21 protein-coding genes are annotated in these 20,267 nt (G+C 35.1%); 14 read left to right on the top strand and 7 right to left on the bottom strand.

The window, feature by feature from the left end; translation table 11 throughout:
* Positions 1–35 precede the first annotated feature (35 nt).
* The 5 genes from purF to nfsB all read left to right on the top strand — a co-directional run bounded on the left by purF (position 36) and on the right by nfsB (position 4,393).
* On the top strand, positions 36–1,508 hold the full coding sequence (gene purF, locus CIN_RS06495; protein ID WP_008854273.1) for an amidophosphoribosyltransferase: 1,473 nt from the start codon (positions 36–38) through the stop codon (positions 1,506–1,508).
* Between the two features lie 27 nt (positions 1,509–1,535).
* Entirely contained in the window at positions 1,536–2,186 is a 651-nt protein-coding gene (locus CIN_RS06500; protein WP_050798374.1) for an SDR family NAD(P)-dependent oxidoreductase, read from the top strand.
* A gap of 139 nt (positions 2,187–2,325) precedes the next feature.
* A complete protein-coding gene (locus CIN_RS06505) occupies positions 2,326–2,622 on the top strand; it encodes a hypothetical protein (RefSeq protein ID WP_040364049.1) in 297 nt (98 codons plus the stop codon).
* Between the two features lie 224 nt (positions 2,623–2,846).
* Positions 2,847–3,620, top strand: a complete 774-nt coding sequence (locus tag CIN_RS06510; protein WP_040364050.1) for a glycosyltransferase family 25 protein — start codon at positions 2,847–2,849, stop codon at positions 3,618–3,620.
* A gap of 116 nt (positions 3,621–3,736) precedes the next feature.
* A complete protein-coding gene (gene nfsB / locus CIN_RS06515) occupies positions 3,737–4,393 on the top strand; it encodes an oxygen-insensitive NAD(P)H nitroreductase (protein ID WP_040364051.1) in 657 nt (218 codons plus the stop codon).
* A gap of 287 nt (positions 4,394–4,680) precedes the next feature.
* On the opposite strand, the gene CIN_RS06520 is transcribed toward nfsB, so the two are convergent.
* Positions 4,681–6,093 (bottom strand): lytic transglycosylase domain-containing protein, encoded by a 1,413-nt coding sequence (locus CIN_RS06520; RefSeq protein WP_008854278.1) that lies wholly within the window; start codon positions 6,091–6,093, stop codon positions 4,681–4,683.
* A gap of 556 nt (positions 6,094–6,649) precedes the next feature.
* Between CIN_RS06520 and CIN_RS06525 the strand changes: the two genes are divergently transcribed.
* The 6 genes from CIN_RS06525 to CIN_RS06550 all read left to right on the top strand — a co-directional run bounded on the left by CIN_RS06525 (position 6,650) and on the right by CIN_RS06550 (position 13,377).
* Positions 6,650–7,393, top strand: coding sequence for an ABC transporter permease (locus CIN_RS06525; RefSeq protein ID WP_170314039.1), 744 nt, complete (start codon positions 6,650–6,652; stop codon positions 7,391–7,393).
* A gap of 98 nt (positions 7,394–7,491) precedes the next feature.
* A complete protein-coding gene (locus tag CIN_RS06530; protein WP_008854280.1) occupies positions 7,492–8,610 on the top strand; it encodes a glycosyltransferase 61 family protein in 1,119 nt (372 codons plus the stop codon).
* A gap of 17 nt (positions 8,611–8,627) precedes the next feature.
* A complete protein-coding gene (locus tag CIN_RS06535; RefSeq protein WP_008854281.1) occupies positions 8,628–9,449 on the top strand; it encodes an ABC transporter ATP-binding protein in 822 nt (273 codons plus the stop codon).
* Positions 9,450–9,537: 88 nt separating this feature from the next.
* On the top strand, positions 9,538–10,614 hold the full coding sequence (locus CIN_RS06540; protein WP_008854282.1) for an AI-2E family transporter: 1,077 nt from the start codon (positions 9,538–9,540) through the stop codon (positions 10,612–10,614).
* Between the two features lie 147 nt (positions 10,615–10,761).
* A complete protein-coding gene (gene fucP / locus CIN_RS06545) occupies positions 10,762–12,081 on the top strand; it encodes an L-fucose:H+ symporter permease (protein WP_008854283.1) in 1,320 nt (439 codons plus the stop codon).
* Positions 12,082–12,375: 294 nt separating this feature from the next.
* Positions 12,376–13,377 carry an aldo/keto reductase gene (locus tag CIN_RS06550; RefSeq protein ID WP_008854284.1) on the top strand — a complete coding sequence of 334 codons (1,002 nt, stop codon included), beginning with the start codon at positions 12,376–12,378 and terminating at the stop codon, positions 13,375–13,377.
* 41 nt (positions 13,378–13,418) lie between these two features.
* Here CIN_RS06550 and CIN_RS06555 read toward each other — a convergent pair whose 3' ends face one another.
* From CIN_RS06555 to mutY, 4 genes are all read right to left on the bottom strand, one after another.
* Positions 13,419–13,748 (bottom strand): DMT family transporter, encoded by a 330-nt coding sequence (locus tag CIN_RS06555; protein WP_008854285.1) that lies wholly within the window; start codon positions 13,746–13,748, stop codon positions 13,419–13,421.
* A gap of 209 nt (positions 13,749–13,957) precedes the next feature.
* Positions 13,958–14,386, bottom strand: a complete 429-nt coding sequence (locus tag CIN_RS06560; RefSeq protein ID WP_040364052.1) for a POTRA domain-containing protein — start codon at positions 14,384–14,386, stop codon at positions 13,958–13,960.
* A 72-nt stretch (positions 14,387–14,458) separates the two neighbouring features.
* On the bottom strand, positions 14,459–15,463 hold the full coding sequence (gene hemH / locus CIN_RS06565) for a ferrochelatase (RefSeq protein ID WP_008854287.1): 1,005 nt from the start codon (positions 15,461–15,463) through the stop codon (positions 14,459–14,461).
* A complete protein-coding gene (gene mutY / locus CIN_RS06570) occupies positions 15,460–16,554 on the bottom strand; it encodes an A/G-specific adenine glycosylase (protein ID WP_008854288.1) in 1,095 nt (364 codons plus the stop codon). Before mutY ends, hemH begins: the two co-directional genes overlap by 4 nt.
* Positions 16,555–16,579: 25 nt before the next feature.
* On the opposite strand from mutY, the gene CIN_RS06575 reads away from it, so the two are divergent.
* A complete protein-coding gene (locus CIN_RS06575; RefSeq protein WP_050798376.1) occupies positions 16,580–17,086 on the top strand; it encodes a DUF721 domain-containing protein in 507 nt (168 codons plus the stop codon).
* A gap of 5 nt (positions 17,087–17,091) precedes the next feature.
* Positions 17,092–18,012, top strand: a complete 921-nt coding sequence (locus CIN_RS06580) for a bifunctional enoyl-CoA hydratase/phosphate acetyltransferase (RefSeq protein ID WP_008854290.1) — start codon at positions 17,092–17,094, stop codon at positions 18,010–18,012.
* A 60-nt stretch (positions 18,013–18,072) separates the two neighbouring features.
* Here the strand turns inward: CIN_RS06580 and CIN_RS11910 are convergent, their stop codons facing one another.
* On the bottom strand, positions 18,073–18,216 hold the full coding sequence (locus CIN_RS11910; RefSeq protein WP_170314040.1) for a hypothetical protein: 144 nt from the start codon (positions 18,214–18,216) through the stop codon (positions 18,073–18,075).
* 76 nt (positions 18,217–18,292) lie between these two features.
* Positions 18,293–19,012, bottom strand: a complete 720-nt coding sequence (locus tag CIN_RS06585) for a tetratricopeptide repeat protein (RefSeq protein WP_008854292.1) — start codon at positions 19,010–19,012, stop codon at positions 18,293–18,295.
* Between the two features lie 289 nt (positions 19,013–19,301).
* On the opposite strand from CIN_RS06585, the gene CIN_RS06590 reads away from it, so the two are divergent.
* The gene (locus CIN_RS06590; RefSeq protein ID WP_040364149.1) at positions 19,302–20,204 is read left to right on the top strand and encodes a DMT family transporter; all 903 of its coding nucleotides are present in this window, start codon (positions 19,302–19,304) and stop codon (positions 20,202–20,204) included.
* The last annotated feature ends 63 nt before the right edge of the window (positions 20,205–20,267 follow it).

Consider the following 20,267-nt stretch of genomic DNA (forward strand, 5'->3'; position numbering starts at 1 on the left):
TCCTTTGCCTTTTTCTCAACCACCATGGATTTATCATGACCGTTTCCTCTCATTTTTCTTCTCATGATCTTGAATTTATTGATGATGACGAATTCCACGAAGAGTGTGGCGTCGTTGGCGTCTGGACAGCCCAAGATGCTGCATCTTTAACTGCATTGGGATTACATGCTTTACAACATCGCGGACAAGAAGCGAGCGGCATCGTGACCTATGATGGGAACAATTTTCATTCCCATCGTGGATTAGGATTGGTTGGAGAAGTTTTTGCAGATCCACGTGTTATTTCTGCTTTACCTGGTGGTGTTGCCATCGGGCATAATCGATATGCCACTACGGGGGAAACACAAATCCGTAATGTGCAACCTTTATATGGCGATTTTGAATTTGGAGGTTTTGCCGTTGCTCATAACGGAAATCTTACTAATGCTCAACTTTTAAAACAGTCTTTAGTTCGTAGAGGTTGCTTATTTCAGTCCAGCACAGATAGTGAAGTCTTCATTCATCTAATTGCGATTTCTTTATATACGAACGTTATCGATCGTTTTATTGATGCATTAAAACAAGTGCAAGGCGCATATTCTTTAGTTGCTTTATCCAAAGATATGTTAATTGCAGCAAGAGACCCTTTGGGCGTTCGTCCTTTGATCCTTGGAAAACTTCCTAATGGTCAAGAAGAAAATTCTTGGGTCGTTGCCAGCGAAAGTTGTGCATTATCCAGCATGGGTGCAGATTTTGTTCGTGATATTGAGCCTGGTGAAGTCATTATCATTGATAATAATGGTGTACGCTCTATTCATCCTTTCTCTGGTCATACCTCCAGTCGTTTTTGTATTTTTGAATATGTTTATTTTGCCAGACCAGATTCTGTTATTGATAACAAATCAGTCTACATGGCACGCAAAAAAATTGGAGCAGAACTGGCTAAAGAATGCCATGTAGATGCAGATGTCGTTGTTCCTGTGCCTGATTCTGGTGTTCCTGCCGCGATTGGATATGCAGCAGCAAGTAATATTCCATTTGAACTTGGGATTATTCGTAGCCATTATATTGGACGCACTTTTATTGAACCTACTGATCAAATCCGCCATCTTGGGGTAAAGTTAAAACACGCGACTAACCGTGCTGTCATTGAAGGCAAACGCGTTGTTCTAATTGATGACTCGATTGTACGCGGAACAACCTCGAAAAAAATCGTTGAAATGGTTAGAGCAGCAGGTGCTACTGAAGTGCACTTACGTATTGCTTCCCCTCCAACAAAGCATTCTTGCTTTTATGGAATTGACACTCCTGCACAAGAAAAATTATTGGCATACATCCATGATACCAATGAAATGTGCAAATTAATTGGAGCTGATTCTTTAGGATTTGTTTCGTCTGATGGACTTTATCGCGCTTTAGATGAAGAAAAAAGAGATAACCAAAATCCTCAATATTGCGATGCGTGCTTTACTGGTGAATACCCAATTTCTTTAACTGATCATGATATGAATTTAATAAAATCCAAATAAGGAATGATATTACCCCTCAAGAACAAAGTGGCTTTTATTACAGGTGCGAGCAGAGGAATTGGTCAAGCCTGTGCCATTGTGCTAGCACGAGCTGGCGCTCATTGTATTATTAGTGCACGAACCCAAGGGGGGTTAATACAAACTGATGACCAGATCAAATCTCAAGGTGGTACAGCAACATTGCTACCGATGGATCTGGGGGGATATGAAGCAGAACACATCGATCTAATTGGCCCATCTATTGCCTCTCAATTTAACCGCTTAGATATTTTTATTCATGCTGCATTTCAATACACACCATTAACCCCTGTTTCTCAAATCACCGATGCTGCCTGGGATAAAAATATACAAGCTAATTTATCTAGCTGTCGGCGATTAATACGCACTTTATCTCCTCTTCTATGCGCGACAAATAATGCGCAAGCAATTTTCTTACAAACAATTGCTTCTACACAGGCCTTTTGCGCTCCAATCGCTATTATACAAGCCGCTGTTAGTGCGATACTACAATGCTGGCAACAAGAAGTTGCACATCTGTCCAATGTAACAATCCAACACGTTCTTCCCTCACCAACGAATACTCTTTTACGACAATCTTTCTTTCCCGCTGAAAGTAAGCAAAACCTAAATACTCCTGAACAAACTGCGCAAGAAATTCTTAATTCATTTCGTTTATAATCACAAAATATTGATTTATTTATATTTATTCTTGATTTTTTATATTTTATGCAATATTATACAAGATCCGGTGTAATAATTTACGGTCAAACCCATATATGAAATAATCGCTAGTTGAGAGTAGAAAGGAGAGAGAAACATGCATTCTATCCATCGTTTCCTCTACGGGACTATTATTGGTTCTTTAATTGTTTGGACTATTTATCTATTAACCATAGATTTTTATTCTATCTTTTTTGTGACTTACCAATATAAACACATCATCCATATTCCATTTCCTAGAAATTGGTTTAATTTATATTTCTTAGCAACGATTAACCTTGTTACTGTACTGGTTATATCTTGCTCTGCCTTTATCACTCAATTTAAAAATATCAAGTTTATACCTGTACCTATCTATCCATTAGAAAGTGTTGAGGAAGAAATACAAGCTTGATTTTTACACTCATTACGTTTCATAAAATTATAAATAACTTTCATAACTTTATGAAACGTAACCTATATCGTAATTTATACAACTTACTTTACATATAATTATACAATATTATATCTTCTTTCACTAAAGATTTTGAAACTACTTAAATTTCTGCTATAAATTAACGGTTATATAATAATTTATAATGATAAACTTTTAAAATAATGGGTTAATTTGAGTCAAACATGAAATATTTTGTTATTTATCCAGACCAAGAACCTCTACTATTAGAGAATTTTAACAAAAATAATCAGCATCTTAGCGTGCCTATTACCCCTATAAAAGCTCCAGTTTCCAATCCCAATTTGCGCAAGCAATTATTAGAAGAACAAATTATTACAGCAGATAATATATATGATTCAACTAATCTTGCCTTAACTCATGCCCATATTTCACTATGGAGGCAAGCAGTGGAAACACAGTCTTCAATTACTATTTTCGAATCAAATACCGTTGCACATAAAGATTTTCTAGCACATCAAGAACAATCTTTATTATCAAAAATCGATTATGATTTAATGATATGGGGATATGATCTTAATTGGAATCCTTGTGTAGAAATTATGCCTTGTTTACCAAAAGTTATTTATACTTTTCCAGGATATGGTAAGGAAGAATTTATAAAAGAAAATAATAGCATTATTGACGTGCCTATTTACCAAAATAATGACTTAGAAGCTGTTCATATGTTAAAAATTCTTTCTTTTGCAAACTTAGGATGCTACACAATCTCTGCTAAATGTGCTGAGAAGCTCCTTCAACAAATCAAAGAGATTGGTCAAAACAAAGTTTCATCATACCAAGAAATTCCATATGGAACCAATTTATACGTTTTTAAACCAATACCAGAAAGAGACAATATTTCTTTAGATATTGAAGTAAATCGTTACCTTGAACAGTTAAATACCTATATGGCGTTTCCAATGTTAGCTGTAATCCCTTCCTCTTCACAAAAATAACTTTTATGTAGAGTAATTGAAGGTTTATATTTTATAACTCTTTACAACTTGTATTATATCTTATTAAATCAATATGATTAGTATAATATATAAAATACTTTTTTTAGAGGATAAATATGAACCTTAAACAAATTATTCATCAACGATATGCAACAAAAAAATATAATCCCAACAAAAAAATACCAGCAGATTTAATAGAACAACTGATTGAGCTTCTGCAATATACGCCTACATCCATCAACTCCCAGCCATACCACTTTATCGTAACTGGTAATCCTGATGGTAAAAAACGTGTAGCAAGTTCCATGGCATCTGATTTCTTTATTTTTAACCATAATAAAGTTATCGACTCATCTCATAGTATTGTTATCTGTTCAAAAACGAGTATTGATAGAAATTATTTAACAAAAACCATCCAAAAAGCCTATAACGATGGACGCATCAATTCTTTAGAAAAAGTTGAACAACAAGTTAATCAATATATGAGTTTTGTTGATTTACATAATAAAGTTGAACATAATGCAAAATCCTGGATGGGAAAACAATGCTATATTGCATTAGGATACCTCTTATTAGGTGCTGCTGCATTAGGTATTGATGCTACTCCTATTGAAGGATTCGATAGCAAAGCCCTTGATAAAGAATTTAATTTAACAGAACAAGGGTATACAAGCCTAGTTGTCGTTACTTTAGGTTATCATGCAGATGATGATATCTTTGCTAGCCTACCAAAATCGCGCTTAGATAAAGATGATTTATTTACTTTTTGTTGATTTAACTTTTAAAGAGCTAGTTCTATAAATAAAACATTGTTGAACAGCTGGCTCTATAATATTTTATTAAGATATTAAATGAATTATATAACAATAAATATTATTTAATACATTTGCATCTTTCTTGATTTTTTCTTGATCAAGTATCGATAGAAAATGCTTATATGACGAAATATAAATAAAGCAGCTATAAAAGCTGCTCTATTTGTTACAATATTTTATCGTGAATAATTAAATATTTATAAGTATCAAATTAAGGCTACTTTGTTACACTAATATTATATTAATCAAATCTTTGAAGGTGAAAGCAGCATACAAGAAGAAAGCTTTTGACATGCATTTTGAGCAGTATCTTTACTTAAACCTGTAACTCTAGCACGATATAGTTTATTTTTACCCACAGTAACAGTTTGAACCTGCTGAGATCCTACACGCAAAGCCGCTTTACTCTTTGCTTGTCCTGCAGCACTTTGAGCTTGAGAAGAAGACGCAAAAGCACCTACTTGAATGCCCCAACCACCAGAAGATGAAACCGCTGTTGTTTTTGGAGATACAACTGCTTTCCTAGTACTTGCAGGCACACGATAAGCAACAGGCTGATAATAACGACTGCTATTTCCAACAGGTGCAGAAGCAACCTGTACAGGTTGCGATGAAGGTATAATAATTGGCGGCTCTCTATTAGAGGCTACAGCAACAGGAGCAACAGCTAGTGGCGCAACTGGGGTTGCTTTATATCCTCTAGCCGCCCAAGCTGACTTAATATCTTGTCTTGTTTCTGTTTGTGCTACAGCAACAGGTTGACGATCAAAACTTTTCCATTGCGTTGGATAACCCGCATTTGTATTACGACGTGAAGACCTAGAAGACGCTACTGCAACATTGCGTCCTGCATAATTTAAACTTTGACCATTTAAACTCTCAGTTGTCGCACTATCAGTGCGATTTAAACTAGCCACATTTAAACTATCTGCTGATGACTGGCCACCACCTCCCATACGGCTTGCCCATGCTTGTTGCACAGAATTAGCTTGTGGAGATAAAGCTCTTTGACGAGAAGAAGATGGTTGCGCAGCAGCAGCATAAAGATTTGGATCAACACCACCTCCTACACCACTATTTTCAACAAGCAGATCAGCTTGAGAACGACGCTGTGGATTAATCCCTTGAATTTTAGGACCAATAGAAGCAACGTAACGACGTGTTTCTAAAGGTAAAGTTCTATTCCTAGTCAAAAAATCATCTAAACGCCCCGGCCCACCATTATAGGCAGCTAAAAATCCAGGAGATCCATAAATATCATACATCTGACGAATATAAGCCGCACCAGCTGCAATATTATCATGAGGATCATAGGCATCATCACCTAAATTGTAAGCAACCCTTAATTCATCATAAGTTGGTGGCATTAGTTGCATTAGCCCCATTGCGCCAGGACCTGAAGTAGCAAAAGAATTTCCAGCAGATTCTTGCTTCATAACGGCACGTATCCACGCTTCTGGCACATCAAAACGCTGAGAAGCTTCTGTAATATAAGGCCCCCAAGGATCACTAGGAGGACCTGGAGGTGCATAATAAGAACGTGCACGTGCTTTATAGTTTGCTACTTCTTGTGCAATAGGAATTTGTTGTGGACGCGGCGTGGAAGAACAAGCTGCAACCAATGCAGCTAAACTACCAACACTTCCTAAACGTAACATTAAGACTGTAGACGATTTCTTAAACAATTTATTTTTCATACGATGCGGAGAGCATACTGATGAAAATTGTAATAACTTACGTCTTAAATGCGCCATAATGCCTCTACCTTAAAATATTTACTTGGGTAACATATAGTTTGAAAGTGTCCCAAAATAAATCCACGCGCCTCATATTTATGCTATTTATTTCACATCTCTTTATTTAATCCTTTTTTTTAAAGAATCAAAATAAGTCATTTGAAATACTATTTAATACCTACTAGATATTCATTTCTTTTGCAAGCAAAAGCATTGTTTTAAATACATAAAAAATTATGTTTTATTTAAGGTAAAATCACAAAAATCTGAAGGCTCAATGATAAGCTTTTACATAATGATTGTTTCTTATACAACTATGGACTATAGTCTTGACAAATCTCTATCATGAGCTAAGCATTTTTAAATTTTAACTTTATTATAGCCTTGTTGACCCATGACATTTTTGCTTCAAAAAATATACAATACAAAAAACTCACGGTATTATCAGGCTGTCCTTGATATTATAGAAGGGTTAAAATTGTGGAGACTTGCTTTTTCTCTGGGATGGTTTGATATCAAATTACGATACAAAGGTTCAGTACTTGGACCTGTATGGATTACAGCTACATCTGCTGCCATGATTGCAACCATGGGGCTTATTTACAGCTCATTATTTAAAATGGATTTGCATCAGTATCTCCCGTTTGTTGCGTTATCAACTGTTCTTTGGCAACACGGAATGGCAACAACTTTATCTGATGGATGTCAATGTTTTCTGCAAGCTGATGATACCATTCATTCCATTAAACTCCCTTTTTTCTTGCAAGCACTCAGAACGATTATTCGCAATGGCATTATTCTAAGCTTCAATCTAGTTATTCCCGCAATTGTTTTTATATATTATAATAAGAATCCAGGATGGATTGCTTTAGAAACTATCCCAGGCCTCTTACTATGGCTTATAGACGGTTTAGCCATTTGCTTATTCCTAGGATGCATTTGCGCACGCTATCGTGATATTCCTCAAATTATCAATAGCTTTATTCAAATTGTTTTCTATATCACCCCTATTATTTGGCTGCCTTCACAATTGAAACATCGTATTGTTTATTTAGTCTATAACCCACTTTATCCTATTATAGATGTTGTACGCGGACCATTATTAGGAGAATCTGTAGGACTAAGAATTTGGATGTATGCACTTGGATATAGTATTATTCTCTGGTTATTTTCTGGATATGTATTTATCAGAGCTCGAGGACGCATTGCTTTCTGGATCTAAAAAACAAAATAATAATCATCAAAAGTGATGGACAATTTCTTTTGTTAATATATTTTATGTTTTAATTTAAAGAATAAGGTAAAAAAGGTATTCATATTATGCAAATTAAAGGTCAATATTCTACATTTACTTTTCGTCCACCTGGCGTTTTACAAAGTTCAGTTTCGACTTCACCACGTCCAAGATTAAAACCAGTTGAGATTGTTCCAAATCAACAAATGACACGACTGGCACAAGGAATTGATCCAAAAAATGAGCAACCTTTAGAAGGATTAAACGACATTCCACCAGGAATGCTATTCTTTTGTAATTTAGAAAATGCTTATTTTATTATCAAAGACGGTATGGATGGCGTTATTATTACAGATGATTTTCATGTTATTACAGAAAGTATGCATTACTGCGATAATACTGATTTTATGCTTGAAGAAACCGAAATTCCTGATCTAAAAAATGTTCAGCTATTAGATGAAGTATTTCTTTCTTTTGATGCTCAATGGATGAAATACGACCATTGGATGGGCTATTGTTTATCGAAAGCATACCTTGCCAAACAATATACCCCAGAAAGCTTAAAGATTGTTATTCCAGAATATCGCCAGAACACCTCTATTCCCTGCCCTATATCAAAAGAACTTTATGATCAATCCCTTGAAAAAACAGGCTTAGAAAAACGTACTTTAAAATTAAAAGATGGTATTTATAAAGCACGTAAATTATCATACTTTTGGCCAAACAATTATTTACCTCATGCATATTATAACTTTAATGATGCACAAGCTGTTTTTTCTCATTTAAATAAAAACGTAAAATATAGAGATGATCTTCCTCCCCGTTTCTTTATTAACCAAGACAGTAATATGGAAACGATTTTAAGCGAGAAGGAAAATCAACAAATACAGGGAATTTTAACAGAATTAGAAATTCCATCCGTTGATTTAAATACCTTGAGTTGGAATGATCAAATCACACTTTTTTCGCAAGCTGAATTAATTATTTCTGCTCATCGTCCTGAACTTGTAAATTTATTATTTTGTCAAAAAGATACCGAAGTTTTCGAGTTTACACGCTCATTAAATAGAAAAAATTATTTACCTGCGTGGCCTTATTTGATCTCGTCTTCTAATCGTCTTCAATATAGTTTTTTTGATTTAGACTGGATGTCTCTCAATCCAAAAACAATCAAAAATGCTATTAATAAGTTGGATTCCTTATAACATTACAAGTCAATATAATGAATAAACTCAATCCAACCAGCTTTATAAAGTTAGAGCAACTTTCTATTGATTTTCCTTTATTTCAATTAGAGAGTCGCTCTCTTAAAAAAACTTTATTTTCTAAAGCAGGGAAAATAGTAAGCAAACAACAGCGCCAGTACCAACGTACTGGTGCTGAAATTACGACAACAAACAATAAAGACATTGTTGTCCAAGCCTTGCGTGATATCAGTTTATCTATTAAGTCAGGAGAAAGAGTTGGGTTAGTTGGTCATAATGGTGCTGGAAAATCCACTTTACTCAGGGCTATTACAGGAATTTATGAACCAAACTCTGGACATATATCCAGCCATGGATCAATAGAAGCTTTACTCAGCACAAACGCCGGAATGAATCCATTATTATCAGGCCGTGAAAATATTTACCTTAGAGGAAAGAGATTAGGACTATCTTATAAAAAAATTCAAGAACTAGAAAAAGACGTCGAAGAATTTGCTGAACTCAATGAATTCATGGAGCTTCCTATTAAAATTTACTCCTCTGGAATGATTATGCGTCTTGGGTTTGGGCTTTCCACATCTATCGTCCCTAATATTTTATTAATGGATGAATGGTTTATGGCAGGCGATAGTAATTTCCAAGAAAAAGCAAGAAATCGTCTGGTCAACATCGTTAATAAAGCAGAAATTGTTGTCCTTACAACGCATTCTTTGCCTATTCTACGAGAATGGTGTGATCGTATTATATGGTTAAAGGCAGGACAAATTGTTGCTGACGGCCCAACCGAAGAAATTCTAAACGAATATCAACATAAAATGGAAACTGATTCTTTATCCTAAACTTGTTATATTCTTTTATTGTATTATCTATATAATAGCTGCATGATAAGAAATACATTTAATTATTATTTAAAAATTTGAATTCCACATGACCATACCTGCACCTCCTCCCTCAGAGCCAACGCAGCAAGAGCGTTTTTACTCTTTAATTCAAACGATTGTCGTTGCAACGCTTGGTATACTTGCAATTTGGTTAATTGGTGATCTCTTGATGATTGTTTTTGCAGCGACATTAACCGCAATCATCTTAAAAGGCCTAGCAACCATATTACGCAAACATACAGGGCTCCCTTACTGGATTGCATTAACTTTAATTGTTATAATAATTGTTGCTGCGTTTATTGCCTTGACCATCACAAGTGGTCCGCAAATTAGCGAACAAATTGTTAAACTAAAACATGCGATTACAACCCAAGTGGGTAGTCTACGCAGCCAACTACATACCAATCCTATAGGAAGTATGATCACCGACTATCTTCCTAACTCTGTAGGAGGGCATAGCCCATCAAGCACTTCTTTAAGTTCTAGATTAGCTGGGTCTATGACAGGTTTTATTACATCCCTTTTTGGGGTATTGGGAACAATTTTTGTAGTATTTATTGCTGGCTTATATTTTGCAGCGTCTCCAACATTATATGGAAATGGTTTATTACGCTTATTTCCTCGCCAACAACGCCCTAAAATTCGTAAATTATTAATTATAGGCGGACATACTTTATGGTCTTGGACTGCTGGACAGTCAATTGTCATGCTTGTTGTTGGTACATGCTCCTTTATCGGCCTTAGTATTATTGGTGTACCTCTAGCATTAGCATTAGGAGTTATTGCTGGTTTAGCAAATTTTATTCCTTATATTGGCACGATTATTGGTGCTGCACCAGCTATTTTAATTGGTCTTTCCCAAGGTAGACAAGAAGCAATTTTAGTCCTTATTCTCTATTGTACTATTCAATTCTTAGAAGGCAACGTCATTTCTCCACTAGTCCAGAAACATGCAGTACGTATGCCTCCTGGAATTACAATTTTATCACAAACCGTCTTTGGAACTATTTTAGGAATGCCTGGACTTATTCTTGCATCCCCTTTAACAGCTGCAATCTTGGCCATTATGGATGCAAGTACTCCTCAATTAAAAGATGAAGAGAAACTTCCCCCTCTTGATTAATCTTTGACTCGTTGCATAAATAATACTGAACTTAATAAAAGCACTCTTTATAAATAAAAAGATGTTTTTACTTTCTTTTTTTTGATTAAATAAACTACTGCCTTTTTATATAAAGGCTCTTTATGAAATCAATATAAAGGAAGTGTCATGACTAATAAATCAACTGTTGAGCAGCTTCCAGATGGTTATTTAAACAAAACACCTATCTTCCAATTTATCTTACTTTCTTGTTTATTTGCCCTTTGGGGATGCCCAGTCAGTCTGAATGATATTTTAATTACTCAATTTAAAAGTATCTTTAATCTAAGTGATTTTGCCAGTGCCCTCGTTCAAAGTGCTTTTTACGGAGGGTATTTTTTAATTGCCATTCCTGCATCTCTAATTATCAAAAAAACAAATTATAAAACAGGAATTATTATTGGTCTTGGCGTTTATATTGTTGGCTGCTCTTTATTCTTTCCAGCCTCTACAATGGCAACTTATACCATGTTTTTGGCAGCCATCTTGGCAATGGCTTTTGGTCTCAGCTTCCTTGAAACAGCCTCAAATACTTATAGCTCTATGCTAGGTCCTAAAAAATATGCAACATTAAGATTGAATATCAGTCAAAATTTCCAACCTTTTGGAGCAATTGCTGGCGTTTTAATGGGAAAATACTTGGTTTTCCAAGAAGGTGACAGCTTACACTCTCAAGTTCAAAAACTCTCTGGAGACCAGCTCAGAGCTTTCCAATTAGAACATTTACAATATACCTTACAGCCTTATAAATATATTATTATTGTACTTGCAATTGTTTTGGTCTTATTTGTTTTAACCTCTTATCCTAATTGCAAACCAAGCAATACAAAAACGCATGAAGTTAAAAAAGTCTCTTTTGGAGAAACAATTTCTTACCTGATCAAAAATGCTAGTTTCAGAAATGGAATTTTTGCTCAGTTTGTTTATGTTGGCATGCAAACCGCCGTATGGTCTTTTACCATTCGTTTAGCATTAGAACTTGGCGCGCAAAATGAAAGAGAAGCTGCTAACTTTATGTTATATAGCTTTGTCTGTTTCTTTATTGGTAAATTCGTTGCAAACGTCTTTATGACACGCTTTAACCCCAAAATGGTTTTATTTATTTACTCCATGATTGGTACGGCTTTACTCGTTTATATTTCTTTCTCAAGCAGTTTCTATGCGGTTTATGCCGCAATCTTTACAAGCGTGCTAATGGGACCTTGTTGGCCTACTATTTTCGCGAACAACCTTGAGGTTGTTGATAAAAAATATGTAGAAGTCGCAGGTGCTATTACCGTGATGTCTATTGTAGGTGGGGCTGTTGTTCCCGCTATTCAAGGATTTGTTTCTGATCACTTACATTCTATGCAACACGCATTTATTGTCTCTGCAATTTGCTTTGCGATTGTTGGTCTTCACTTCCTTAGAGAATATTTCAAAAAAGAACATTCTGCATCAGCAGCATAATTATTAATAAATTTCCCCTCATCAAAAAATTTTATGAGGGGAAATTATTATTTAAAGCCCCTTACGATACTAATTATAATAGCGGGGTTGCATTCAATATCATTTATGGTTAGCATATGACCTAAGCTATTATTTAAATAGCTTAAGATGGTTGATATAAAACTTTTACTCTCATTATTATTGAATAACCTGACATGGTTATTACACTTTATATAACCATATAAAATAGACAACTATTATCAGTTTCTTATAGATAATCACCTAACTATTACATTGATATTTAAAGGAGATTTCATGTCACAAAATTCGAAAGATACCTTAACAATCAAAGGCATAGACACACCTGTCTTACGTATTGCGCTAGGAACATGGGCAATTGGAGGATGGATGTGGGGTGGCCCTGATGATGATAATGCCATTCAAACAATCCATAAAGCTATTGATAATGGTATCAATTTAATTGATACCGCTCCTGTTTATGGATTTGGACATTCAGAAGAAGTCGTCGGAAAAGCACTTCAAGGAAAAAGAGAAAAAATTGTCATTGCAACTAAAGTGGCGCTGAACTGGTCTGATGATAAAGAAAAAGTATTTCGTGATGCACGACCTGCACGTATTCGCAAAGAAATCGAAGATTCTTTAACGCGCTTAAAAACAGACTATATTGATTTATATCAAATTCACTGGCCTGATGATAAAACACCCGTTGAAGAAAGTGCAATTGAACTCGAAAAACTCCGTAAAGAAGGCAAAATTAAAGCAATTGGTGTTAGTAACTTCTCGGTTAAACAAATGGAAGCTATTCGCCAATACACAAAACTGGCTACTATTCAACCGCCATATAATCTCTTTGAACGTGAAATTGAAGCAGATGTGCTACCTTATGCCGAAAAGCATGATTTGGCTGTTCTTTGTTATGGTCCTCTTTGCCGTGGGTTATTAAGTGGGAAAATGACGAAAGATCGTGTATTTAACGGTGACGATCTTAGAAAATCTGATCCTAAATTCTCATCTCCTGCTTTTGATCATTATTTGGCTGCAACTGAAGAACTAAAAACTTTTGCAAAAGATACCCATAATAAAAGCTTACTTGCACTTGCTGTACGTTGGGTTCTAGACAAATATCAAGGTAATATCCCTCTTTGGGGTGCTAGGAAAGCAGAGCAAATCGAAGGTATTCGTGATGCATTAGGATGGTCTTTATCTGCAAATGATTTGAACACAATTGACGATATTCTAAACAAACATATCAAAAAACCAATTTCACCAGAATTTATGGCACCTCCTAATCGTTAATTTTTATAAGCCCTCTTTTAATAAGAGGGTTTTATCTTTATTTAGGCGCCATGTCCTGCATTACCTAGATTAACAATAATCACCCCAACAATAATAAATAAAATACCAACGATTGAAATTAGTGATAAATTTTGTTTGTAAATCAACCAAGCCAACAAGCAGATCCCGACAGTTCCAACTCCAGACCAGACTGCATAAGCAATGCCAACAGGAATTTCACGCAAGGCTATTGACAAACAATAGAAAGAAACCCCATATCCTATTAAAGAAATTGATGTAAACAACCAGTTAGTAAATCCCTCCGATGCTTTTAAACTGCTAGTAGCAATAATTTCAACACCGATGGCAATCATTAAATATAAATAAGACATTCACTAAACCATTATTTTTCAGTATAATGCGAAAAGAAATAAAAAGGAGCAGACAATATGGATTTTTTTTTATCAGTCTTAGGCATTTTAATTACTATATTTTTCATCTCTTTTCTCTTTAAGAAATTTTTCAAACTTACGAATGCTCAACAAAGACATCTTGATGAATCTTTTAAAAGAGATAACGATGAATTTAATCGCTACTAAATTTATTTTTTATCTATAGGCATTTCATGAATATCAAAATGTATATTTGTTGAATTTAAACCTGTTTTTTCTATTAATGGAGTAATTGTCACTTTAATATTTTTTGCTTTATAAAGTTGAGCAATTTTTATCATTGACGCCATAATTACATTCTCATTTGCCATATCTTTAGTGTTTAAAGGGATCGCCTTTTTAAGCTCTTCTGACGAAATTTTTGTATTTCCAGAGAAAAAAATTTTATTAATCTGAGGGCGTGATGTTGATTGATCTTTGATATCAGAAACGGTTCCATTATTGTTTTGTAATTGTTGCTTAGAAACATTAGCATTCTTACTTGCAGTATAAGAGCTCGTTGATTTCGCATCGACTTGCCAACTCACTACCAACCCACCAAACAATAGCATTGTTAATAAAGAATATTTTTTATTCACAGTAATACTCATTCATATTTTTAAATATCATCAACAATTATCAATTAAATAAAAGATCAATATTTTACTTACTCAAATCCATCCTTGTATTTCTTGGCTAATAATTTTCTTTAACAATTTTATCGCCAAAGGATGATCATTTAAACACGGAATATATGTAAACTCTTTTCCGCCTTTTGACAAGAAAAGCTCTCTATATTCATGATCAATTTCTTCTTTTGTTTCTAAACAATCCGCCATAAACCCTGGGGCAATAACGGCAATCCTTTGAATGCCTTGGCCTGTATATTCTGTTATAACATCTGCAATATTTGGCCCTAACCATTTATCTGGCCCAAAACGAGACTGATAAACCAAAGGCATTTCTTCTTTAGTTTTTTCTAATGCATTTCGTAACGCAGCTGCTGTTTTATGGCATTCTTGCTCATAAGGATCGCCTGCATCTACATAACGATGTGGCAACCCATGAAAAGACAATAAAATTCGCTCTGGAGCTTCGGAAAGTGTCTCTAATTTTTCTTGAATGGTTTGTTTTAACGCTTCAATATAATCAGGATGATCCGCAAAAGAATATAATGTGCGTATAGCAGGTTGCTGACGATATTGCATCAACACTCGAAAGACTTCATCATTAACAGTTGCGGTCGTTGTGGCACTATATTGTGGATATAAAGGCAAAATTAAAATCTTCTGGCAGCCTTCATCCTTTAAAAATGTCAGCTTATCCTTAACTGAGGGCTTTCCATAACGCATTGCCCATTCAACACAAATATGTTGATCAAGCAAATCAATCTGTAATGTTTCCGCTTGATTTTGCGTGATAACTGCAAGTGGACTTTTATTCTGTGCTTTATCCCATACACGCTCATAAGAACGTCCTAAACGATGTGGACGAATACTTAGGATAATCCCTTGCAAAATGGGTTGCCATAAAAAAGAAGAAAGCTCAATAACGCGTTTATCAGACAAAAATTCAGATAAATATCTACGAATAGACCAATAATCGGTTCCTTCTGGCGTGCCCAGATTAACCAATAAAACACCTATTTTCGGAGTTTTATTCTGTGTACTATTCATGATATTTTCCTACGTTCATCATTAGACGTTTCATTGATCGCTTGCTTAATCATTTTCTTCATTAAAGTAGAACAAGGATAAAGATCTAAATCTTCTAAATCAACCCATATATTTTCTTGTTTTTGTTCTATAAACTGAAGTTTTTTAGTCAATATATATAGCCTAACTTTTAAAGTAAAATGTGTAAAGACGTGCTTGATCTCTCCGGCCTCTTGATATTGCCCAAAACAGCCTGTTTCTTGCATGGCTTGTTCTAAAGAAATAGATTGTTCTGCCCAAAAAGAACTTGGAAGCTCCATCGTGCCTGCTAACACCCCCTTTTCAGGGCGCTTACGCAATAATATATTTTCTTGATCATTTTTAATTAACAAAGAAATCCCATATTTCGTCGGTTTTGCTGTTTTCTTTTCTCGTTTTGGTAAAAGCTCTGCAATATTCTGTTGATGTGCTTTGCAGACTGAGGATAAAGGGCAAATTAAACATAAAGGATTTTTAGGTTTACAAATCGTTGCGCCGATATCAAATAAAGCTTGAGCGAAATCTCCTGGTCTATCCTGTGCCTCTTGACCTTCATTTAATGTCTTTGCCAACGCTGCCAATTGTGGTTTTACTTTTGGTAAAGAGTCTTCAATCGCAAATAATCGTGAAGTTACACGCTCTACATTCCCATCAACTGCCACAAAAGGTTGGTTATATCCAATGGATAAAATTGCTGCTGCTGTATAATCTCCGATACCGGGAAGATCTTTTAACTCTTTGAAGTTACTTGGAATAATTCCACCAATCTTCACGACTTCCTGCGCACAACGATGTAGATTTCTAGCCCTGCTGTAATATCCCAAACCAGTCCACATCGCCATCACTTTTTCTAGTGAAGCCTCTGCCAAATCATTAAGAGTTGGAAAATTTTCAATAAACTTGTTAAAGTAAGGAATAACTGTTGCAACTTGAGTTTGTTGCAGCATAATCTCACTAAGCAATACATGATAAGGATCAGGTATTGTTCCAGTTTTTGCTCGCCATGGCAGAATACGTTGATGATGATCATACCAACGCAGAATCAAAGTGGCATAAGGGATTTGAGTCGACATTATATAAGGAATGGTACCTTTAATTATGGATGAACAAAATAGTGATCGTGATGAATACTATAATACAGACTATCCTGTAAATAATACAGGAAAACGAACGTATGATATGTACCAAATCGCTGGAACTATTCAAAAAATTACACGCCCTGTCTTTAAACAAAAATCCTTTTCAACCGCGCAAATACTCTCTGATTGGGTTGATATTATTGGACATCATTATGGAAATTTAACATTTCCTTATCGTCTCGCCAATGGCACATTAACCATTGCTTGCTCTAGTACAACAGCAGCAGAGATGCAATATATTAGCAATAATATTATGCAAAAAATTAATCTCTATTGTGGACAAATGGTTGTCAAAAATATCAAATTTTTATCAAATAGAAGCGCGCTTGCCTCATTACCAAAAAAACCAATTTTACCTATCCGCCCTCCTACTCCTATTAAAATGGATGATTTTCCCTCAGGCCCTTTACAAGAAGCTTTGGCAAAATTAGGCGGGAATTTACAATACAAAAAAAGAGGACAATAATTACTATGTTTGCACATCATCAAAAACTGATTGAAAAAGCAAAAGATAAAGAAGCTCCAAAATGCGCAATTTGTTATCCATGTGAACATACTGCCATTGAATCTGGTGTAGAAGCTCATAAACTAGGTCTATTAACGCCTATTTTTGTTGGCCCTGCTGATGAAATCAAAGCAATTGCAGCGCAAAATAATATTTCGCTTGATGGTTTTGAAATTGTTGATGCTAAAAGTGAATCTCAAGCTGCAGCAACCAGTGTTCAACTTATTCGTGATGGTAAAGCTCAACTGTTAATGAAAGGCAGCTTACATACCGATATTTTACTTAAAGCTGTTGTCAATAAAGATGCTGGCCTAAGAACTGGTCGCCGTATTACTCATGCGTTCTTGATGGATGGCCCAAATTGGGAAACTCCTTATATCATCACTGATGCAGCCATTAATATCTTCCCTGATCTCATCACAAAACAACATATTATTCAAAATGCTATCGATTTACATCATGCATTAGGATATGGCGTTCCTCGCGTTGCGATTTTATCCGCTGTAGAAATGATCAACCCAAATATCCCATCAACATTAGATGCAGCAGCCCTTTGTAAAATGGCTGATCGTGGACAAATCACTAATGGTATTTTGGATGGCCCATTAGCTTTGGATAATGCTGTTAGCTTAGAAGCTGCAAAAATGAAAAAGCTAGATACACCAGTAACTGGTAAAGCTCAAATCTTAATGGTTCCAAACTTAGAAGCTGGAAATATCGTCTTTAAATCACTTTGCTTTATTGGTGACGAAGCAGGACGCGCAGACAGTGCTGGTCTTGTTTTAGGTGCAAAAGCACCAGTTATTTTAACCAGCCGCGCTAGCAGCCTTGATAGCCGCCTTGTTGCTTGTGCAATGGCTAAATTATCTTATTATCATACTGCATAAGATATTTTATAAAGAGTGCCTATCTATTCATGGGCACTCTTTTTTAATAAATATTATTTTTTATCTAGAAAAACTATTCATCATTTTCATCATACGAGCCATTACTGCTAAACAATCTGGATCAATATCAAAATCTGGAGACATGTATTCACTATTCGGATACATTTTACTACATGCATCAACAATACTCGTTTGAAGCTTCAAACACTCCATCAGACCACTAGAACAAACTTGATTATAATAAGATTTAAATTCTTCTCTATCTTGAAAAACAATATGATCAATACCTGTTAAATATACCTATACTTAAATAAGCTGCACTCATTATATTCCCTTTATCCGCAGCAAGTTTATTTAACTCTATAGCCTTACTTTCATCTTTTACAACACCATACCCCAAACGATAGCATAAACCTAAATAGTATAAACCATCAACATTACCTTTATCTGCTAAATTTTGAAATATAGCTTTGGCTTTATTATAATTTTTATTAACACCATTCGCGCCTTCCAAATACCACTTTCCTAACCGCACTTGTGCTTCAGTTAATCCTTGATTAGCTGCTTTTTCAAGCCACTCAACAGCTTTATTATGAACCGACACATCATAATTATTCATATAATACAAAGCTAACTCATATTCTGCTGTGACATCTCCTTGATTGGCATCTTCTATCAGCCACTTCTCTAGTTTTTTATTAGCTTCAATGGCTTGTTTTTTATCATTTTCATTATAGATGTCTTCAATCTTATCTGATTTTTTCTGATAAAAAGATATTAATGCTGTTCTTGCTTGAATATTTCCCTGATGAGCAGCCTTTAATAACCACTCTTCTTGCTTTTGTTCATGATCATCCACATTTGACTGATTGGCATAAAACATTCCTAATTCATATTGAGCTTTAGCATCCCCAGCACTCGCACTTTTTGTTAACTCTTCAAATTGATCTAATTCTTTTTGTGCCTCAGTATTGCCAATAGAAGCTTCTTTTTTAACCAAGCAACATATTCATCTGCTGTTTCTGCAAATTCAGAACTCATTGGCAGTAACAGTCATGTAGCCATAAGTAACATTTTTAATTTCATGGTTATTCTCTCTAATACGCTATTATTGTTTAATAGATATTATTAATAAAATAACCAAGGAATCTATATAATTACAATGTATCGTATTCAACACATCTTGTTTTCAGAAAAAATGTTATCGGTTTAGCAATCAAAACTAGACATTCTTTATAAGTCATATAGTATCCTAACGATCTTAACGTTTTATGTATATTGAAAGCCCCATGCCCTCTCAAAACCATCAGTTTCTTGGTATAATTGCTGTTATTATCGCTGCTATTTTATGGGGGACAACGGGCGTCAGTGCCTCTTTTGCACCTCAGGTTAGCCCTATTGCTATTGGTTCTATGGCGATGGGTGTAGGTGGATTATTACAGGCTGCTATTGCAACAAATATTATTCGTTCCTATCGATTTAATTTGTATCGTCAATGGCCTTATGTATTATGTGGTGCTCTTTCGGTTGCTATTTATCCACTCGTCTTTTATGCATCCATGCGTATGGCAGGCGTCACCATTGGTACTGTTGTTTCTATTGGCTCAGCACCGCTTTTATCAGCTGTTATTGAAGCAATTATGGAAAAAGCTAAATTTTCTACGAAATGGATTATTGGTGCTACTCTAGGAATTATTGGTATTGCACTTTTATCTTTATCTGGACAAGAGCATCATGCAGATCAAACACAACATCCTCATTTAATTTTAGGAATTGGGTTAGCCTTATTAGCGGGCTTAACCTATGCATTATATTCATGGATTGCACGTTACCTTATGCAACAAAATATTCCTTCTAAAGCTGCGATGGGTTCTATTTTTGGGATTGGCGGACTTTTGTTAATGCCTGTTTTATTCATGACGGGATCTGCTTTCCTTGCCTCATGGAGCAATGCCGCCGTTGGTATTTACATGGCATTGGTGCCAATGTTTATAGGATATATTTGCTTTGGTTATGGGTTGGCCAGAATTGCCGCAAGCACTGCCATTACGATTACGTTATTAGAACCCATTGTTGCTGCTTTCCTTGCCGTTATTATTATCAAAGAAAGTCTATCCATTATGGGATGGATTGGGGTTATTTTGGTCTTTACTTGTCTGGTTTGCGTCATTATGCCCAGCCGTAAAAAGTAAGTTGTCTTATAAAAAACACAATCAAAATATTTTATAAATAGCAATTCAGATATAGATCATTAC

Origin of the sequence: Commensalibacter intestini A911 (assembly GCF_000231445.1) — a bacterium.
In the GTDB taxonomy this organism is placed as follows: domain Bacteria; phylum Pseudomonadota; class Alphaproteobacteria; order Acetobacterales; family Acetobacteraceae; genus Commensalibacter; species Commensalibacter intestini.

What these genes read in the sequence shown, in the direction of transcription:
- CIN_RS06535 (WP_008854281.1), top strand. Translation starts at nt 8,628, where the DNA reads ATGAATAAACTCAATCCAACCAGCTTTATAAAGTTAGAGCAACTTTCT.
- CIN_RS06580 (WP_008854290.1), top strand. Translation starts at nt 17,092, where the DNA reads ATGTTTGCACATCATCAAAAACTGATTGAAAAAGCAAAAGATAAAGAA.
- CIN_RS06590 (WP_040364149.1), top strand. Translation starts at nt 19,302, where the DNA reads ATGCCCTCTCAAAACCATCAGTTTCTTGGTATAATTGCTGTTATTATC.
- CIN_RS06530 (WP_008854280.1), top strand. Translation starts at nt 7,492, where the DNA reads ATGCAAATTAAAGGTCAATATTCTACATTTACTTTTCGTCCACCTGGC.
- CIN_RS06540 (WP_008854282.1), top strand. Translation starts at nt 9,538, where the DNA reads ATGACCATACCTGCACCTCCTCCCTCAGAGCCAACGCAGCAAGAGCGT.
- CIN_RS06575 (WP_050798376.1), top strand. Translation starts at nt 16,580, where the DNA reads ATGGATGAACAAAATAGTGATCGTGATGAATACTATAATACAGACTAT.
- nfsB (WP_040364051.1), top strand. Translation starts at nt 3,737, where the DNA reads ATGAACCTTAAACAAATTATTCATCAACGATATGCAACAAAAAAATAT.
- CIN_RS06520 (WP_008854278.1), bottom strand. Translation starts at nt 6,093, where the DNA reads ATGTTACGTTTAGGAAGTGTTGGTAGTTTAGCTGCATTGGTTGCAGCT.
- hemH (WP_008854287.1), bottom strand. Translation starts at nt 15,463, where the DNA reads ATGAATAGTACACAGAATAAAACTCCGAAAATAGGTGTTTTATTGGTT.
- CIN_RS06510 (WP_040364050.1), top strand. Translation starts at nt 2,847, where the DNA reads ATGAAATATTTTGTTATTTATCCAGACCAAGAACCTCTACTATTAGAG.
- CIN_RS06505 (WP_040364049.1), top strand. Translation starts at nt 2,326, where the DNA reads ATGCATTCTATCCATCGTTTCCTCTACGGGACTATTATTGGTTCTTTA.
- fucP (WP_008854283.1), top strand. Translation starts at nt 10,762, where the DNA reads ATGACTAATAAATCAACTGTTGAGCAGCTTCCAGATGGTTATTTAAAC.
- mutY (WP_008854288.1), bottom strand. Translation starts at nt 16,554, where the DNA reads ATGTCGACTCAAATCCCTTATGCCACTTTGATTCTGCGTTGGTATGAT.
- CIN_RS06550 (WP_008854284.1), top strand. Translation starts at nt 12,376, where the DNA reads ATGTCACAAAATTCGAAAGATACCTTAACAATCAAAGGCATAGACACA.
- purF (WP_008854273.1), top strand. Translation starts at nt 36, where the DNA reads ATGACCGTTTCCTCTCATTTTTCTTCTCATGATCTTGAATTTATTGAT.
- CIN_RS06555 (WP_008854285.1), bottom strand. Translation starts at nt 13,748, where the DNA reads ATGTCTTATTTATATTTAATGATTGCCATCGGTGTTGAAATTATTGCT.